The 18,142-nt window shown below is 59.2% G+C and carries 18 protein-coding genes and 1 pseudogene; 4 read left to right on the plus strand and 15 right to left on the minus strand.

The features are described 5' to 3' along the window. From ACK4TM_RS07515 to ACK4TM_RS07530, 4 genes are all read right to left on the minus strand, one after another. Positions 1-489, minus strand: a 489-nt coding sequence (locus tag ACK4TM_RS07515; protein ID WP_409699113.1) for an ATP-binding cassette domain-containing protein, incomplete at its 3' end; no start/stop codon positions are given. Then, positions 489-1,298: an ABC transporter permease gene (locus ACK4TM_RS07520; RefSeq protein ID WP_409699116.1), complete on the minus strand. Its 810-nt coding sequence runs from the start codon at positions 1,296-1,298 to the stop codon at positions 489-491. The genes ACK4TM_RS07515 and ACK4TM_RS07520, both read right to left, overlap by 1 nt. Continuing rightward, a complete protein-coding gene (locus ACK4TM_RS07525; RefSeq protein ID WP_409699118.1) occupies positions 1,295-2,224 on the minus strand; it encodes an ABC transporter permease in 930 nt (309 codons plus the stop codon). Before ACK4TM_RS07525 ends, ACK4TM_RS07520 begins: the two co-directional genes overlap by 4 nt. Further along, positions 2,221-3,726, minus strand: a complete 1,506-nt coding sequence (locus tag ACK4TM_RS07530) for an ABC transporter substrate-binding protein (protein ID WP_409699121.1) — start codon at positions 3,724-3,726, stop codon at positions 2,221-2,223. Before ACK4TM_RS07530 ends, ACK4TM_RS07525 begins: the two co-directional genes overlap by 4 nt. Before the next feature lie 542 nt (positions 3,727-4,268). On the opposite strand from ACK4TM_RS07530, the gene ACK4TM_RS07535 reads away from it, so the two are divergent. Further along, positions 4,269-5,618, plus strand: coding sequence for a YihY family inner membrane protein (locus ACK4TM_RS07535; RefSeq protein WP_409699124.1), 1,350 nt, complete (start codon positions 4,269-4,271; stop codon positions 5,616-5,618). A gap of 117 nt (positions 5,619-5,735) precedes the next feature. Then, complete coding sequence (locus tag ACK4TM_RS07540; RefSeq protein WP_409699226.1) at positions 5,736-5,999, plus strand: hypothetical protein; 264 nt, start codon at positions 5,736-5,738, stop codon at positions 5,997-5,999. A gap of 12 nt (positions 6,000-6,011) precedes the next feature. Here ACK4TM_RS07540 and ACK4TM_RS07545 read toward each other — a convergent pair whose 3' ends face one another. The 6 genes from ACK4TM_RS07545 to ACK4TM_RS07570 all read right to left on the minus strand — a co-directional run bounded on the left by ACK4TM_RS07545 (position 6,012) and on the right by ACK4TM_RS07570 (position 12,721). Then, on the minus strand, positions 6,012-6,836 hold the full coding sequence (locus ACK4TM_RS07545) for a carbohydrate ABC transporter permease (protein ID WP_409699127.1): 825 nt from the start codon (positions 6,834-6,836) through the stop codon (positions 6,012-6,014). Continuing rightward, a complete protein-coding gene (locus ACK4TM_RS07550; protein WP_409699130.1) occupies positions 6,833-7,684 on the minus strand; it encodes a carbohydrate ABC transporter permease in 852 nt (283 codons plus the stop codon). The genes ACK4TM_RS07545 and ACK4TM_RS07550 overlap by 4 nt, the downstream gene beginning before the upstream one ends. A 111-nt stretch (positions 7,685-7,795) precedes the next feature. Further along, positions 7,796-9,070 carry an extracellular solute-binding protein gene (locus tag ACK4TM_RS07555; RefSeq protein WP_409699133.1) on the minus strand — a complete coding sequence of 425 codons (1,275 nt, stop codon included), beginning with the start codon at positions 9,068-9,070 and terminating at the stop codon, positions 7,796-7,798. 80 nt (positions 9,071-9,150) lie between these two features. Further along, positions 9,151-10,224 carry an ABC transporter ATP-binding protein gene (locus ACK4TM_RS07560; protein ID WP_409699136.1) on the minus strand — a complete coding sequence of 358 codons (1,074 nt, stop codon included), beginning with the start codon at positions 10,222-10,224 and terminating at the stop codon, positions 9,151-9,153. Between the two features lie 10 nt (positions 10,225-10,234). After that, positions 10,235-11,746 carry an alpha-N-arabinofuranosidase gene (locus ACK4TM_RS07565; protein WP_409699139.1) on the minus strand — a complete coding sequence of 504 codons (1,512 nt, stop codon included), beginning with the start codon at positions 11,744-11,746 and terminating at the stop codon, positions 10,235-10,237. A gap of 114 nt (positions 11,747-11,860) precedes the next feature. After that, a complete protein-coding gene (locus tag ACK4TM_RS07570; RefSeq protein WP_409699142.1) occupies positions 11,861-12,721 on the minus strand; it encodes an ArsR/SmtB family transcription factor in 861 nt (286 codons plus the stop codon). A 318-nt stretch (positions 12,722-13,039) separates the two neighbouring features. Here ACK4TM_RS07570 and ACK4TM_RS07575 point away from each other — a divergent pair, with 318 nt between their 5' ends. Further along, positions 13,040-13,162: a hypothetical protein gene (locus tag ACK4TM_RS07575; protein WP_409699146.1), complete on the plus strand. Its 123-nt coding sequence runs from the start codon at positions 13,040-13,042 to the stop codon at positions 13,160-13,162. 35 nt (positions 13,163-13,197) lie between these two features. Beyond that, positions 13,198-14,190 (plus strand): aldo/keto reductase, encoded by a 993-nt coding sequence (locus tag ACK4TM_RS07580; RefSeq protein ID WP_409699149.1) that lies wholly within the window; start codon positions 13,198-13,200, stop codon positions 14,188-14,190. Between the two features lie 54 nt (positions 14,191-14,244). Here ACK4TM_RS07580 and ACK4TM_RS07585 read toward each other — a convergent pair. The 5 genes and pseudogenes from ACK4TM_RS07585 to ACK4TM_RS07605 form a co-directional block, all read right to left on the minus strand. Continuing rightward, positions 14,245-14,388 (minus strand): annotated as a pseudogene (locus tag ACK4TM_RS07585) (IS1380 family transposase); the annotation flags it as partial. A gap of 73 nt (positions 14,389-14,461) precedes the next feature. Beyond that, positions 14,462-15,964 carry a tripartite tricarboxylate transporter permease gene (locus ACK4TM_RS07590; protein ID WP_409699152.1) on the minus strand — a complete coding sequence of 501 codons (1,503 nt, stop codon included), beginning with the start codon at positions 15,962-15,964 and terminating at the stop codon, positions 14,462-14,464. Next, positions 15,961-16,407, minus strand: a complete 447-nt coding sequence (locus tag ACK4TM_RS07595) for a tripartite tricarboxylate transporter TctB family protein (protein WP_409699155.1) — start codon at positions 16,405-16,407, stop codon at positions 15,961-15,963. Before ACK4TM_RS07595 ends, ACK4TM_RS07590 begins: the two co-directional genes overlap by 4 nt. 11 nt (positions 16,408-16,418) lie before the next feature. Continuing rightward, complete coding sequence (locus ACK4TM_RS07600; protein ID WP_409699158.1) at positions 16,419-17,348, minus strand: Bug family tripartite tricarboxylate transporter substrate binding protein; 930 nt, start codon at positions 17,346-17,348, stop codon at positions 16,419-16,421. Between the two features lie 571 nt (positions 17,349-17,919). Then, complete coding sequence (locus tag ACK4TM_RS07605) at positions 17,920-18,141, minus strand: hypothetical protein (RefSeq protein WP_409699161.1); 222 nt, start codon at positions 18,139-18,141, stop codon at positions 17,920-17,922. Between the last annotated feature and the right edge of the window lies 1 nt (position 18,142).

Here is an 18,142-nt window from a genome sequence, read left to right on the forward strand (position 1 = left end):
ACCGCCCGCACGCGCGGCGGCAATTGCCACGCGCTGCGCCATGCCGCCGGACAGTTCATGCGGGTAACGGTGACCTGCGTCTTTCAGCCCGAAGGTCGCCAGATCGGCATCTGCCTGCGTGCGCGACTCACGCGGGGTCATCCCCCGCACCAGCCTGTGCGCTTCGCTTACCTGGGTGCGGGCGCGCATCAGCGGATCAAGCGACAGCCAAGGTTCCTGCGGCAGCACCGCGATCTCGCGCCCCCAGAGGCCACGGAAACCAGCACTGTCCTTGGCGTTCAGCACACGGGTTCCGATGGTGACCTGACCTTCAGCGCGCAGGCTGTCCGGTAAGGTGCCCATGATCGCCTGCGCAAGCAGGCTTTTGCCGGACCCGGTTTCGCCCAGAATGATCAGCGGTTCGCCCGGGTCCAGATGCAGCGAAACATGGTCGACCAGTTGTTTGTTCCCGTCATGTACGGCGATATCTTTCGCTTGAAGTAACGTCATTATTTTTGCCCTCCGGCAAGCAATGTCAGGCCGAACAAAAGGGTGAAGGTCGCGATAACCGGGGTCAGCAATGCCATTGGGGCCTCGCGCCAATAGGGCAGCAATTCGACCATCATCAGCCCCAGTTCCGGGGTCGGTGCACGCATGCCAACGCTGACAAAGCCCAGTGCGGCGATGCCCATGATCGCGGTGGCGGTGCCAAAGGCAGCGGCCGTCAGCATCAGCGGCGCGATCTCGGGCCACAGGTGCCGGTGCAGGATATAGGGCCAGCCAAAGCCCAGCAGACGCGAAGCCTCGACCGCGGGACTGGCGAGTGTCGCGCGCGTGGCCGCACGGGTCAGGCGGAAGAACTCGACCCACAGGACCAGTGACAGGCCGGCCCAGAACCCGGTGGCCGTGCCCGGCATGATCGCGAGGACGATCAGCACCAGTAGCAACCCCGGCAAAGCCATTAGCGCGTCGGCAAGGATCACAAGCAGCCGTTCCACCCAACCGCCGCGCGCGGCGGCCAGTGTACCAAGTACCAGCCCCGCCGCACCTGCGGTGGCCACTGCCGCCAAGGCGATGACCGGCGACAGTCGCAAGGCATGGGCCAGCCGATGATACAGCGACCGGCCCAAGTGGTCATAGCCAAAAGGCGCGCCAGCCTCTGGCCCGGACAGCGATTGCATCAGGGATTGTGCGAACGGGTCGCCCGGCACCAGCATCGGACCGAAGACGGCGAATGCGGCCACCAGCGCCAGCACGCCGGCGCCGATCATGCGGCCCAAGGGCCAGTCGCGCGGCAAAGTATAAGGTATCGAAGTCATCGTGTCCCCCTCGGGTCGATCCGCGCCACGGCCAGATCGATCAGCCCGTTGACGACCACAAAACCAAGGCCCAGCATCAGCGCTGTCCCCTGCACCATCGGCACGTCACGGGCAAAGACCGCATGCACCAGCGCGTGACCGATCCCGGGCCAGCCGACGATGGATTCGATCACCACGACGCCTTCGACCAGCGTGACGAATTGCAGCCCCAGATAGGTCAGCAGCGGGACCGATACATTGCGCATCCCATGCCGCCACAGGACCTGACGGCGCGACAGCCCTTTCCACTGGGCGAATTGATAGAACGGCATCGCGGCCACACTGGCCATCGCGTCGCGGGCGATCCGCGCATTGACGGCGGCCAGACCCAGCGCGAGCGCCAGCGCCGGCAGGATGAAATGTCGTGGTTGCCCGTAACCTCCGGCAGGCAGCCAGCCAAGCTGGACCGCAAGGATCAGGATCAGGATCAATGCCATCAGAAACTGTGGAATCGCTTTGACCCCGGTGGATACAAGCAGCAACCCCCGGTCCAGCCAGCCACCCGGACGCAACCCGGCGAGTATGCCCAAAGGCGGGCCGATCAGCAGCGACAGCCCCACCGCGACCAGCGCCAGCCAAAGGGAGGCACCAAGCTGGTGGCTGATTTCGCTCATCACAGGCTGACCCGACACCAGCGAGACACCGAAATCGAACCTTGCAAGATCGCCCATCCATTGCATGAAGGCGGGAAACCATGGCCCGCCCAATCCCAGTTCGGCGCGCACGGCAGCGGCCGCGGCGGCGTCGACATTGTCATAGCCATAGCGCCCTGCCGCGATCCGCCAGGCGGCATCGCCGGGCAGGCTGCGCATCATCGCAAAAGTGGCAGCGCCGACGAGCAAAGCAACGGTAACGGCCTGAACCAGCCGTGAAATGATCGTGTTCATTTCACCAACCGCATCGCTGGCAGACCAAAGTCGCGTTCCCACGGGTCGATCACAGCGCCTTCAAAGCCCGCACGCACCGCCAGCGTCTGCTGATACCAGGCAACCGGGATCACCGGCAGTTCGGTTTGCAGGATGGTGGTGATCCGTGCGCGTTCTGCGTCGCCACCTTCACCACGGGCCAATGTCTGGGCAAGCTCTACGATCTCATCGTTGTGCCAGCCCATCGCCCCCCAATCACCGCCCGGTGCGAAATCGGACAGGACCGTGCCGATAGGGTCCGGGATCAGCGCAAAATTGCGCGCGATCAGACCCAGTTCCAGCGTGCCCGCCTGATGTCCGGATGGAATTTCGGATGAATTGGTGCTGTTGATTGTCACTTCAATTCCCACCCCGCGCAGCTGCTGTTCCAGCACTGCGGCGACCAAAGGCAGTTCGGGACGGTCCGGATAGGTCGTCAACGTCAGCGCAAAGCGCTGCCCGTTACGTGTCAGGATGCCATCGGCGCCGGGTTCCCAGCCCAGATCGGCAAGCAGTTCGCGGGCCGCTTCCGCATCATAATGTAGCGGTTCAAGGTCCGGATTATGCCAGCCACCCATGGCGGGCGGGAACAATTGATCCGCCCCGTCAGGATAGCGCAGCACGGCCTGCGCGATACCGGCGCTGTCGATGGCAAGGCTCAGCGCCTGTCGCGCTTCGACCGTGTCGAAGAACGGATGCGCTGAATTGACCTTGAGCATCAAGGTGCGCGGAATGGCGACTGACAGGACCTGCACCGCGGCGGACTGCGCGAGCCGCGTCACGCTGGCCGGATCGAGATTGAACACGAAATCCGCATCGCCCGATTCCGCCAGCAGGGCGCGGGTTTCGACGCGGCTCACGGCGGAATAGGTTACGTTGGACACATGGGGCTGGGCGCCCCAGTAATCGGCAAAAGCCGTGGCATGCAAAGACAAGGGCGGTCTCAGGTCGGTGATCGCGTAAGGCCCGGTCCCTATGACCGCGACGGCCTGCCCATCGGGTCCATAGGCCGCAGGCGCAAGGATCTGGGTGCGGCTTTCCGCCAGATAGGCAGGCAGCGCCGACTGCGGTTCTGTCAGCGTGATGGTGACGACACCGGTTTCAGCCGCGATGGCCGATATCGGCAGCGTCGCGATCGGGCCGGGCTTGGCCCGTGCGATATCCAGTGCATTGGCCACCGCCTCTGGCGTCAGGTCGGTGCCGTCGTGGAACAGCACACCCTCCCGCAGATCAAAGCGCCAGGTCAGACCGTCTTCAGAGACATTCCATGCTGTTGCCAGCCCGGCCAGCAGGGTGCCGTCCGGATCAGCATCGACAAGCGTTTCGGTAATCCCCATGCGCAGAAAGATGTGGCCGCTGGTCGACGGCTCGGCTGACTGAATCTCGAAGGGCGCAGCGACATCAATGGTGTCTTCCGCCAAAACTGGACTGCTCAGACCGGCAAGGGTCATGACGACAAGCAACGGGTATTTTAAAGGGCGCATGTTGAATTCCTTGGCTCATGTTTTCCGACAGTGCAGGCTCATCATCCGGGTGTGACCCGGCGCGTATGAATGCGAACGATGGGTGTGGCAGAGCACATATGTCGTCAGGCTTGTTATGATATAACATAACGATCAACAAGGGTGGTTCCGTCGAAAATCGACGAACCAGAAGGGCATCCGCCTTTGGAATGCCCCTGCAAGTCACAGATCGCGTGGGGGGCGAAGCCTGACAGCCTGCGTCGTAGAAGGTTGCACTGGAAAAACCGGCCGGGCGTTGGGCTATATTCAGAGGCATGCGGTTCCGTAAAATGCGCGTTGCTCCAAGTGCAGCCTATACCTTCGAACAATCCTGACGAAAATTGCCACGTACCCAGAATCCTGTGGTCACTCGCATGCATAGTCTTCGCTAAGTGATTTTGTTAAAGTGACCTTTGTCGGCGGCACCCGCGCCCAGGTCACGTTCAGCTGGCGCAATCGCGGGACGGACAACACTTCGGCTGTTGAGACGTTTCAATGGGGTCAATTCATGCTATATCTTGCCAATGATCAACCGCGCCCTGCACAAGATCCGACAAAGTGAGAACAGCCTGACAAGGTTTTTTGTCGCTTTGACAAGCCTGATCATCTACGCAGCGCGGCGTTTCATCGCCGACGGGATGACGCTCTCGGCGGGCGCGCTGACGTTCTCGACCCTTCTCGCGCTTGTGCCGTTGATGGTCATCGCCTTCGCGATCCTGTCCGGTTTCGCCACGTTCGATCCCGCGCGTGACAGGATGGAGGATTTGTTCTTCAACATATTCGTGCCCGAATTCGGGGCAGAGGTCGGCGCTTACATCACGGAGTTCTCGCGCAATGCGACGAACCTTACTGTCCTCGGGATCATCGCGCTGGCGGTCACGGCGGTCATGCTTCTGTGGACGATCGAAGCGACACTGAATCAGATCTGGCGTGTGCAAAAGCCGCGCTCGATGGGCGTGCGCGTCCTGATCTACTGGACGGTCCTGACGCTCGGTCCGCTTTTGCTGGGCGCAAGCTTTGTCCTGACCAGCGGGACATTCACGACGCTGACGCAATGGGCGCGCCATGGTGTCGGACTGGAACAGACCGAGCGCGCATTGCCGACGCTGGGCATGTTTTTCGCGCTGACAACACAATGCCTCACATTCACGCTTTTGTTCAAGATTGTCCCGGCACGTATGATAAAGCTGCGCGATGCGGCGGTCGGCGGGATTATTGCCGGTGTCGGGGTTCAGTTGCTCCGCGTAGGGTTCGACAGGCTGCTGATCCAGGGGTCCACCTACGAGACGGTCTATGGCGCCGTGGCGATCCTGCCGATTTTTCTGTTCTGGCTCTACTTGTCGTGGAGCGTCGTCATTTTCGGCGCCGTTTTTGCCGCATCGCTGCCTGATTGGTGGAAGGCCCGCGGCAGCTCTGTCTTTGAAAACCCGACGCCGGCGCAGCGACTAGAAGTGGCCGTCACCGTGCTATCGATGATCGCCCATCACGCGCAGAAGGGCGAAACAACGGCGCGCGAAGAATTGCAGAGCGCCACGCCGTCGGAGCTGGGGGATATGGTCTTCGACCAATTGTGCGACTCCGGATATATCATCGTGACCGAGAACGACCGGATCGGATTGCTGCGCGATCTTCATCTGACAACGGTTGCCATTCTGGCGCGGGATCTGGGACTCGCCCTCGGCCTGGGGCGGAACACAGAGACGGTTCAGATAACCGGCATCGATACAGCCGGAACACCGACATCAGGCAGTTTGCAGCGCATGTTGAAGGACCTTCATGGCGCAGAAACCGCCATACTTGATCAGTCACTGAATGACGTCATTTTTGCGACTCCCCTCAATGTCATTGAGAGCAAGGACCGGAACCTTCGCTAGTGCCGCTGATCAGGTTCAAGGGGTGCTTTGCGCGGTAGGTGAAACGGACGCAGGCCTTGAAACGCGTCCTCTGCCCGAGCGTCATATGATCGGCGATATCCAATTGACTCCAAGCTTCTGGCAGCGCCCGCGCCACTGGCCTTTTCAGAACTGCCGACGGCGCTTCAATCCGGGGTTTTCGACGGGCAGGAAAACCCGCTGACCAATATTTACGCCTCGGGTATTCACGAAATCACGCCCTTCCTCACCCTGACCGGCCATAGAGACGAAACCACGCCGGTTGTGGCTGGCCTTGGCTGGCGGTCGGGGCTGAGCCGCATTCCCCACCATCGATTTGAGGTTGATGCCCCGCATTGCAGATCAACTATCATGCCTGGCTGATCGCGCCGCTCATCACCCTTTCACACCGGAAGAGATCATCACGGCTTCGGTCACGCGGCGCTGGAAGATCAGATAGGCCAACACCACGGGCAAGGCAGCCAGCATGGCGACGGACATCAGCCGCGCATAAGCAAGTCCGAAAGCGTCGTTGACCTGTGTAATCCCGACCGGGATCGTCATCATGTCTTCAGAGGTAATCACGAGGAACGGCCAGAAAAACGCGTTCCACACACCGATGAAGGTCACGATGGCCAGCGCCGTGGTGATCCCCCAGTTCAACGGCAAATAAAGCTTGAACAAGATCGTATAGTCGCCACCACCATCAAGCACGGCGGCCTCGCGCATTTCCTTTGGAACGGCATCGAAAAACTGTTTATAGACGATGATCGTCACCGGCACGATTAGCTGCGGCAGGATGATCCCGCCCCAGGTATTGATCAGGCCGAACTCGTTCATCAGGATGAATTGCGTCACGACCAACGCCTGCGATGGGATCATAAAGCTGGCCAATACGACCAGATACAGCAATCTGCGTCCCGGGAATCTGATCTGCGACAACGCATAGGCACACATCATCGCCATGACGATCACCACCATCGTCACGATGACCGCCGTGCCGATGGAGTTGAAATACCATGTCAGGATCTGCGTGTTGAACAGCGCATCGGTATAAGAGGAAAAGTTGAATTCATCAGGCAACAGGCCCGGACGCGACACGACCCGGCTTTCGGACCGCAAGGATGTGACCATCGCCCAGTAAAGCGGGAAAATCCAGATCAGCGCCACGATCAGGGTAAAGGCGGTGATGATGCCGTTTTCAATGCGACGCATGTTCATGAACGACGCCCTCCGACACGCAAGATCTGAAACTGAAGGATAGAAACGACCGCGATCAGCACGAACAGGACGGTCGCGATGGCAGATGAATATCCGCCGTTGTTCAACTGGAATGCCTCGCGGTAAACCTGCATCAGCAGCACATAAGAGGAATTGAACGGTCCCCCGCCGCTGAGCAGGTAAATCTGATCGAAAATCTTGAGCTGCAGGATCAGTTGCAGCGTCAGGATCAGCGCGGTCACAGGCCATAACAACGGCCAGGTCAGCCGCCGGAACATCTGCCCGCGCGTCGCACCATCCAGCGCTGCCGCTTCGTAAAGCTCGGAAGGAATATTGCGCAGCCCCGCGATGAACAGCAGCACGTTGAAGCCGTTGGTCCACCAGATCGTGATGGCGGCAATCACCGGCATCACCCAATCGGGGTTGCGGAATACTGCGACGGGCTTGCCCGTGATGGCGGCAAGCAGCGGCTGCAAAACACCATATTGGAAATCAAGCATCCAGGCCCAGATCTGCGTCACGACCGAAACGGGCAAGACATAGGGCAGGAAAAACAGAACCATGACAAAGGCTTGCATCCCGCCCTTCAGGCGATTGATCGCCAGTGCGATACAAAGCGCGATCACTGTGGTCGGAATGACCGTCAGAAGGATAAAATATGCATTGTTCCAGACCGATGTCTTGAACAGACGGTCGCTCATCAGGCGGATGTAATTGTCGAAACCGACCCAGTTCCCGTCGCCGATAAGGGGCGCGTCAGTAAAGCTGAGCTGCACCATCTTGGCCGTCGGATAGAAAAAGAACACCAGAAACACGATGACGAAGGGGGCGACCAGCGTCAGTGCCACGAAATTTTTTCTTTTGCGGTTCTCGATCATCGCCATGGCGTGGTCTCCGGGGATGGAAAGGCGTGGCAGTTATCCCGGCCGCCCTGAGGCAGCCGGGAAAGGTAGCGCTGTTTATTGTAGGGCGCTGGTCAGATCCGCCTGAATCTGTTCCACCGCTTCTTCGGGGCTGAAATAGCCGTGGATCGCCGGGCCGATGATGTTCAGTGCAGAATCGTAAGCGGGTGAGGCCACACCCGTCACTGTCGTCTGCGGATCGAAGGCCGCATTGTCCGCTAGCGATGCATAGGTCGCATTCGGTTCCATCGTCGCATATTCATCGCTCTGCGCGACCTCCAGATAGGCCGGGATATGGCCGGCATCGGCCCAAGCAATCGAATTCCTGGCCATCCAGGCAATCACAGTCATGACCGCTGCACGATGTTCACCCGACACGGTGGCGTCGCCTTCGTTAGGTATGGCAAAGGCGTGGCTGTCGGCCCAGGTCGCGTCAGCGCCCATGAGCGGCGGCAATTCCACGGCGCCCCATTCAAAGCCCAAGGTGCCATTTTCTGCCGCGTCGGTGAAGGTCGGTACTTCCCAGACGCCATTGATCTGGAACGCGGATTCACCCGATGAAAACAGGGCCACCGATGCTTCATATTCGGCCTGTTCAGGACCAAAGCCCATTTCCTGCCAACGGGCCATGGTGGCGATGGCATTCACTGCCTTTTCGGCATTGTCACCGGGAAGAACTTCGCCATCCACGATGAATTCGCCGCCCTGCTGTTGCAACAAGCTGTAGAACACGCGCCAGAGGCCGCCCGGCCCGCCGGTCTGATAGGTCAGCGGTGTCGCGACACCGTTTTCCTGCAATGTTGCCATTGCGGTTTCAAAGTCTTCGACGCTTTCGATCCCGGTGAGGTTGCCATCGGCATCAAGATAATCGGTCCCTTCCAGCAGGGACTTGTTGTAGTAAAGCACGACGGCGTGGATATCGAATGGCACCGCGTAAAGCGCGCCATCTGCTGTCGCAGCGTCCACCGCGGCAGGGAAGAAATCATCTGTGCTCAGACCCGCACCGGCAAGATCTTCTTCAGTGATCTGGCTCAGCACACCTTCTTCGATGCCCAGGGGGGCACGCGACAGGTGATAGGTCATCACATCCGGACCCTGACCGACCGCAGCCGAGGTGCGGACCTTGGTGTAGAACGGCACGCCCCATTCCAGCGTCGTGCTGGTGATCTGGATGTCGGGATGTTCGGTGTTGAATGTGTCGATCAGCGCTTTCATCCGCACGCCGTCACCACCGCTGAGAAAATCCCACCAGATAACTTCCTGCTGTGCGAATGTCGGTGCTGAAAGCAGCGTCAATGCGCTGGCTGACACCAATGTCTTGAAAATATTCATCTTGTCCTCCCTTTGCTATATCCGGCCCAAAATTCGGTGCCGGTGTCGTCTGGCTTGCGTCCGCCTTCCGGACGGGTCGCCTATCTCAGTCGCTGGCCGTTCATATCGAACACCAGGACATTTTTCGGATCGGCCCAAAGGCCGACTGACTGGCCGTCAAGACGGTCGCGCGATCCTACCCGCTCGACAACGATCTCTGTCTGGTCGGCCAGACGCGTGTAGAGATATGAAACATCGCCCAGCTCTTCTGATACTTCCACGCGCACCGGCATCCCGTGATCGACAATCTGCCAGTGCTCCGGGCGCACCCCGATTTCGACCTTGGTGCCGGGTGGCACGGGGGTGTTCACGGCGACGTGGAACTCATGCGCTTCGGCGCCGGCCGTGCGCACCACCAATGCAGCGCCGTCGTGACCCGTCACCTCTGCCGTGACAAAGGTCATCGCCGGTGATCCGATGAAACCCGCAACGAAACGATTGTCAGGATCGTCATACAGGACCAGCGGCGCCCCTGCCTGCTGCACGACACCGTCTTTCAGCACGAAGATCTTGTCAGCCAAGGTCATCGCCTCGACCTGGTCATGTGTCACATAGATCATCGTCGCACCAATCTGGCGGTGCAGGCGGGTCAGTTCCAGCCGCATGGCGACACGTAATTCGGCATCAAGGTTCGACAGAGGTTCATCGAACAAAAACACCTTGGGCTGGCGCACGATCGCGCGTCCGATAGCGACGCGCTGGCGCTGACCGCCAGACAATTCCGAAGGTTTCTTGCCCAGATGATTGTCAAGCTGCAGGATGCGTGCGGCTTCGGTCACCATCTCTGTCACCTTGGCCTTTTTGGTGCGCGCCAGACGCAGGCTGAAGGCCATATTCTCGAACACCGTCAGATGCGGGTAAAGCGCATAGCTTTGAAACACCATCGCGACGCCGCGGTCTGCGGGTTCAACCTTGGTCACATCGCGATCATCGATGGAAATCACCCCGTCAGAGGTATCTTCCAAACCCGCGATCATCCGCAGCAACGTGGATTTCCCGCAGCCGGAAGGGCCGACGAAAACCGCGAAACTGCCGGTCGGTATATCCATGGAGACGTCCTCGATCACGCGGACAGCGCCAAAGTTTTTTGCGACCTTTTCGAGCGTGACTCCCATGGTGATACCCTCAGCTCACATCGATACGGATGACGTGATAGGACAATGGCGCCAGTTTGCCGCGCAATTTGCCATCCTCGACCGCAACGCCGGCACCTTTGGTCGGAACAATCCGTTCCGGATTGGCGGCATCATTGGTCTGACGCAGATCATGCCCTTCCATTACCAGATGTTCGACAACCTTCGCTCCGGCAAAGCCTGTCAGCGTGACGTCAAGATCGGCCGCTTCGGTCAGGTGACGGTTCAGCATGAACAGCGTGACAATCGTGCCCGCCTCGTCCAGCACGCCAGCCACATCAAGATATTTCACGTCGTCTGCGACGCGACAATCATAGGTCGGTGCATCGACCGCGACGTTCAGCGCCGTGCCACGGCCATAAAGCGATGCGAACTGATAGGGATAATAGATCGTCTGCCGCCAGGCCGGGCCGTTCTTTTCCGCGCGGATCGGGGCGATGACGTTCACAAGCTGCGCGATACAGGCAATCTTGACCCTGTCAGAGCGGCGGATGAATTCATTCATCAGCCCGGCAACGAAAAGCGCATCCTCGAAATTATAGGTCTCTTCCAGCAGCGCGGGTGCCTCTGGCCAGTCCCAGGCCTTGACGTTTTTTCCGTCCTGTTCGCGGATATGATACCAGACGTTCCATTCGTCAAAACAGATATGCACGTCATTCTTGGCGCGCTTCTTCGATTTCACGTAATCGATCACCCCGCCAATCGTCTGGATATAGCGGCCCGTCTCTTCGATCTTGCCAAAGAAATTCAGCGTGTCGCGGCTGTTGTTGCCATAATATTTGTGCAGCGAGATGTAATCGACATTTTCATAGCATTCTTCCAGCACCTGCCGTTCCCATTCGGGATAGGTAGGCATCGCGTCATTGGAACTGCCGCAGACCACGGTTTCGATGCTCGCATCAAAGCCCTTGAACGCCTTGGAGGTTTCATTTGCAAGGCGGCCATATTCCGTCGCCTTCTTGTGGCCGATCTGCCATGGGCCGTCCATTTCATTGCCCAGGCACCACATTTTCACGTCATAGGGATCTTGCACGCCATGTTCCCGGCGCATATCGCTCCATGTCGTGCCACCTTTGAAATTGCTGTATTCAAGAAAGTTGCGTGCATCCTCCAGCCCGCGCGAGCCAAGATTGACGGCAAGCATCATTTCGATCCCCGCCATCTCTGCCCACTTGCCGAATTCGTTGATCCCGACCTGGTTTGTCTCTTTCGACCGCCAGGCAAGGTCCAGCCGCACAGGGCGGTTTTCCTTGGGCCCGATCCCATCTTCCCAGTTATAGGCCGACACGAAATTGCCGCCGGGATAGCGGATCGCGGGGATCTTCAGGTCCTGGACGAATTTCAGAACATCCGTGCGAAAGCCATCGGCATCCGCTGTCGGGTGACCGGGCTCATAGATGCCGCCATAGATCGCGCGCCCCATATGCTCGATGAAGGCAGAATAAAGCCGGTCGTCGATACGGGAAATATGGAAGTCCCTGTGGACCGCTACGCGTGTTTTCATCGAAGTCTCCTGCGAGTTCATATCTGTAAAACTGATTTAGAACCAGATTACCGATATCATTGCCCAGCTTCAGAGACCTGTCAACATTTTGCTCAACTTTCGTGCAATGCCCTATCAAAGCTTGGATTTGGTGTGCAGTCTCATGATGATGTCCTGATCATAATTGCCAAATCCGCGCCCGAAAATGTTGAGTCCGCCCGGATGTTCCGCGTCGGCTTTCACCTCGATTCGCAACCGGACAGAACGATGCGCAGAGAGGTCCAGATCGCTGATGCAGACGTCCGAAATGCGCCGTCCATCAACAAATGATCCCGCATGCGTCACCTGCCAGGTCTTGAGCAATCCATATTGAGACCCGGCCATTTTCCACCAATCAGGGGTGTAAACGCCACGCTTGTCGCCGAAATCTCCCGGCGAGGTCCAGACGCCCAGCTCTGCCCCGTTGATCGCGACCGAAATGTCAGAGGGCCAGTCGGTATGCGTGCCCGGCACCTCGGAACTGACCTCGATCACGAATTCGATCCGGTCAACCTCCACCCCTTTCAGCAAGGCGTTATTGGGGAACTGGTATTCGACGAACCCACTGGTAAACCACAATAATGACGCCTTCATTCGCTCCGGGTCCAGAAACGTGGTCGGCACATCCAGCAAGCCGATAATCCCCTCTGGCGAACAGATTCCACAAGGCCCGACGACCGAGGCATTGGTGAACAGCCCCAGCGGCATCATGACTTCGATCTCATCGTCGGGGGTGCGGGCGACGGATTTGTGAAAGGATACGACGATCTCGTCATAGATAGCGTGGCAGATCTTCTGACTGCCCTTGCGGGCTTTCACCATCTCGGTTCGGATCAGTCCGGCATGTTCGAGCGACTGGATATGATTTGACACGGATGATTGCGGCTGCCCCAGCCGTTCGGCGATCTCGTTCACGTTCATGCCGCCACTCTGATGCAGCAATTTGAGGATCTTCACCCCGCCCCTTGAGGCCGCGCTTTTGAGGACGTCAAAATTTTCCTCGGCGTCTATCAATAAATAATTCTGGCCCATGGGGATCTCCGCTCAACTGGGTGTGTTTGTATCAGTTAATTTGATACAAACACAATAGTCGAGCAGCACGGCTAGTTGGAAGGGAAGGGCGGTTAGCACCTGTTGGTCTGCGCCGGACGCGATCAATAACCTGACCCGGTTTTCTTCAAACAGATGCAGTATCGTAGCATCCAGATCGTCACCGTCCGACTTAGAGTTGGTTCTCTGGGGCTAGGTCTAGCTGCTCACCTGCGACGGAACGAGATGACATTATTACTCATCATGATGCCAGCGGGCATGAGCGGCGTCGCACAGGCCATCGGCCAAAGAATGCGCGGGACGCAACCGCCGCAATGGGGACTTGGAAGAGCTGGCCCCAAGGCCTAAGGTCTGTCCGATAACAGAGAACAGGGATCAGAGCTATGTCATTGACAACACGTGCCTTCGGATCAAGCGGCATCGACACGACCGCCATCGGGTTCGGGGCCTGGGCCATCGGCGGCACCTGGGGCGAAGTGACGGAAGTGGACGCGAAGGCAACGCTGAACGCGACGCTCGACGCCGGCGTGACCTTTCTCGACACTGCCGACGTCTATGGCGATGGCCGGTCCGAGCGGCTGATCCGCGACGTGCTGGCCACCCGGTCCGGCCCGCGCCCGCTTGTGGCGACCAAGGCCGGACGGCGGCTGAACCCACACGAGGCGCAAGGCTACACCAAGGAAAACCTGACGGCCTTCGTGGACCGCAGCCGCGACAATCTTGGCATGGATACGCTGGATCTTCTGCAGCTTCATTGTCCGCCGACGGCGGTCTATTATGAGCCGGCGGTATTCCGCACCCTGGACGCGCTCGTCGCTGAGGGAAAGATCGCCCGCTATGGCGTCTCTGTCGAAAAGGTCGAAGAAGGGCTGAAGGCGATCGCATTTCCGAACGTTGCCTCTGTCCAGATCATCTACAACATGTTCCGCCAGCGTCCGGACGAACTCTTTTTCCACGAAGCCCGACGTCGCGGCGTCGCCATCATCGTGCGCGTGCCGTTGGCCAGCGGGATGCTGACCGGCAAGATGACCCGCGAGACCGAATTCGCGCAGGACGACCACCGTAACTTCAACCGCGATGGTAGCGCCTTTGACAAGGGCGAAACCTTTGCCGGCGTCCCTTACGACGTGGCGCTTGATGCCGTTGACGAAATCCGTCCGCTGGTGCCGGGTGGGGCGACGATGGCGCAGATGGCGCTGCGCTGGATCTTGATGAACGACGCCGTTTCGGTCGTCATTCCCGGCGCTCGCAGGCCCGATCAGGCCCAATCGAATGCGGATGCAGACGCGCTCGCGCCACTCCCGCCGGAGACGATGGACAAGGTGCGCGGCATATACGAGGCGCGCATTGCACCGCACGTCCACCAATTGTGGTAGCTTGACAACGCGCGTTGGCGTCCTGATCTTCTTCACGCCACCCCTCATTTGACGGGGTCGTCTTGCCTGCCGCCAGCCATCGGCGCTGTGGATGTTGCCATGCGGCTGGGCGCAGCGTTCGGGCATGCCGGACTGATTGAACAGGAAATCTGGAAGGTAGCAGATGCAGTAAAAACAGCCGTTCAAGGCGGTTCCTTTCATGCTTTCCTGTTAGCCATTCACGGGTTCGACACGTGTCACCGGATAGTCTCGCGAAACAAGTATCAACTATCTACCTGCCCTGTTGGCGCGTGCCGCGAAGTCGCCAGGTCTGCCACAGGGGCAACAGCAAGAGCGCCACGATCGCGATCACGAATCCGGCTGCTATAGGCCGTTCGAGAAAGACCATCGGATCGCCGCGTGAAATCAGGAAGGCCCTGCGAAGGTTTGTCTCGATCAGCGGACCAAGCACAAATCCTAGCAAAAGCAAGGCGGGGCTGAACTTGGCGATTGCCAGCAGATAACCGGCAAGCCCGATCCCGGCAACGGCGACGATATCAAAGGCCAACCCTCTGACGGAGTAAACACCGAGACATAGAAAAACGATGATTGCCGGATAGAGATAGTTGAACGGAATGCGCAACATCGCCACCCAGATTCCGATCAGTGGCAGATTCAGGATCAAAAGCAGCAGGTTGCCGAGACCAAAGCTGGCGATAAGGCCCCAGAACATCTCAGGTCTTGCCTCTAACATCATCGGGCCGGGCTGGATGCCGTGGATCACCAGCGCGCCGAGCATCAGCGCCATGATCGGATCGCCCGGAATGCCAAGGGTAAGTGTCGGCGCAAAGGCGGTGATCGCGGCGGAATTATTCGCGGCTTCGGGGCCTGCGACGCCTTCGACCGCTCCCTGCCCGAACCTTTCAGGCTGCCGTGCGATCCGGCGTTCCATCGAATAGCTCAGAAAAGATGACAGTGTGGACCCGGTGCCGGGCAAAGCGCCAAAAAAGCTGCCAAGTGCGCCGCCACGCAGCATAGGCATCCCCATACGCCGCAGGTCAGCCCAACCGGGCATCAAAGACCGCAATCCTATCCGTTCCGTCACGCCCTGGCGGGCGGGATTGCGGACATTGGCGATCACCTCTGCCACGCCGAACAGGCCCATCGCGAGCGCCACGAGATTAATCCCGTCCAAAAGCTCTGTCTGACCAAAGGTGAACCGCTGAACGCCCGAGTTCACGTCCGTGCCGATACAGCCCAGCAGCAATCCCAGCGTGACCATGGCAAACCCCTTGGCGGGGCGCGCGCTGCCGATTGTGGAAGCCGCAACCAGCCCGAGGATCATCATCGCCGCATAATCTGCCGCCCCGAATGCGGTTGCCGCGCGCGACAACCAACCTGCCAGCATGACGAGGACAAGTATGCCGATCACTGACCCGATAAAAGACGAAGCCATCGCCGTGAACAAGGCAACACCGGCCCGCCCGGACTGCGCCATCGGATAACCGTCCAGCGTCGTCACAGCCGATTGTGGCGTACCCGGCAGCCGCAACAGGATTGACGAAACGGCCCCGCCATATTGGGCCCCATAATAAACGCCGGCCAGCATGATCAAAGCTGCTTCTGGAGAGAGATAATAGGTGATCGGCAACAACAGCGATATCGCCGCCATCGCGCCTATGCCTGGAAGGACGCCGACGAACGTGCCCAACACGACCCCGAAAAAGCAGTAGATCAGCACTTCTGGCTGCGTGACAAAGCCAATGCCGAATAACAGCCCTTCCCAGGCCGTCATGACAGGCGCGGCCAAAGCGGAAGGGTCATGCGCAAGCCCAAACTAAAGACCAGCACGGTCAGCGTCGTGACGATTGCCGCCAGTGAAATCCGCCAGACCCAGCCCGTACGCGGCGCGGGGATTGTCGCGACCAGAACAGCGGCAGCGGTCGCACCTGCCAGCCCAAGACGGGACAAGCCGAACGCAAAGATCATAATTGCCGCAAGCACCGCGATTGCTGAAGCGGGCTCGATCTTTGGTGCCACGCCCGGACGCCCCAGCGCCGGAAAAGCGACGATCAGGCCCAGCGGGAATAACGCGGTACCCAGCGCGGCAGGAAAGAACCCCGGCCCCATGCGGCGCAGGGTTCCCATGTCGTAATACAAGGCCGCCCAGATGACGGCACAGGCACCGATAGCGGCGAGTATCAATCCGCCAAAGATGTCAGGCCAGTCACGCTGCATATCGCACCTGTTTACCGTGCCTGAACGCGGTCAATTACCCCGCCCCACATTGCCGTGTCATCAGTGATGCGCTGACGCAGGTCATCCGGCGAACCCGGTGCTGCCTGCCAGCCGATGGTCAGAAGACGTTCCTGAACTCCGGGATCGGCGAGAATTTCAGCAATTTCGGTGTTCAGTCGTTCGATTATTGCTGCATCCGTGCCAGAAGGCGCAATAAACGCGTTCCACAGCTCGGCCCGGAAATCCTCTGGCAACCCAGCGTTTCCGGCGATCACGGGCACATCCGGCGCCTGTGCGAAAGGCTCTGTCGAGGTCATGCCCAACATACGCATTGTTCCCGCCTCTACGAAAGGAAGGGCGGCGGAAGGTGCCATAAAGCCCGCGTCAATCTCATTTCCAAGAATCGAGGTCGTGACTTCGGCGTAGCTTGTGAAAGGCACATGCAGCATGCTGATATCCGCCTCGGTCGCGAAAAGCTCGGCTGTCAGATGCGCGCCTGACCCTTGGCCGACCGAGCCATAGGCGATCGCCTCAGGTTCTGCCGCGGCAGCGGCAATGAAGCTGTCAAGATCGACGATATCGCTGTCGGCAGACACCGCAAGAACCAGCGGAGAGGTCGCGATCAGCGACACCGGCATGATATCCGTCTCGATGTCGAATCCGGTGCTGTCCATCATGCGTTGCGCCGTTGTCAGCGGCCCGTTGATCGTTGTGCCAAAGGTGTGCCCGTCGCCCGCCGAAACCAGCATCTGCTGCACACCAATCACGCCGCCAGCACCTGGCCTGTTCTCGATCACGATGGGCTGGCCCAGGCGTTGCGCGAGCTCATCTGTAACAACGCGTGCAAGCGTATCGGGCGATGACCCAGCGGGAAATCCGACAAAAACACGAATGGGAGCGGTCGGCCATGCATCTTGCCCAAAGGCAGGAAATGCCGACAACGCAACGGTTCCTGCAAGTGCCATTCGGCGTGTTATTTCAGATATCATAGTCACTCCTCCCTTTTTCTGCGCGCAAAAGACACGATACCCACTGCGATTGCAACGGGTTCCGGTCAATCGTTTGGATCTCATGGGTGCTGCGGCTCGCTGGTGCACGAATGTCCATAGTCCGAAAGCCGCGGCGCAGCATCGGTCCCGCTGGTGAACTGTAGGTCCGGGCGGGAATGTGAAGCCGAGGCACCAAAGACGAGCGCTACGCCAAGCTTTTCTATGACGGGAACGGGCAAGAGCGCCGCCGATATTCTGCTGGCACTGGACGCAGTGGGATTGGTTCTATACCAAAGGTATGCGCTATTCGTAAAGGTTCTGACGGCGGTTTTAACTTCCTCGCCACAAGACTGCGCGCATATGGAGCGACGGCCATCGGGACCGGCGAAGCAAAGGCCCCGGCCGCCTTGCACTCTGCATGAAGGGCTGTGCTGCGGAATAAGTCAAATTTCCAAGCTGAGGCGCGTGGTCTGGTCCACCGGTCGCACCTCGTGCAGATCAAACACTTACTTGCCCTCATGTCCTAATCTGGCTGTTGTGTCGCCAGAACATTTATGGCGGCGGTGCCGCGCGTAGCGAGCCGCGCCAGCACCGGCCTTACGACAAACAGCGACGAAGCCGTTGCAATCACGACCCCCGCGATCATCGGCCAGGCAAATTCCGCAACCGCAGGTCCACCCCATATCGCCATGGGTAACAATGCGGCCAATGTCGTGCCGGATGTGAAGATGCAACGCGCCAGCATT

It is taken from the genome of Yoonia sp. (assembly GCF_046292185.1).
Lineage (GTDB): Bacteria > Pseudomonadota > Alphaproteobacteria > Rhodobacterales > Rhodobacteraceae > Yoonia.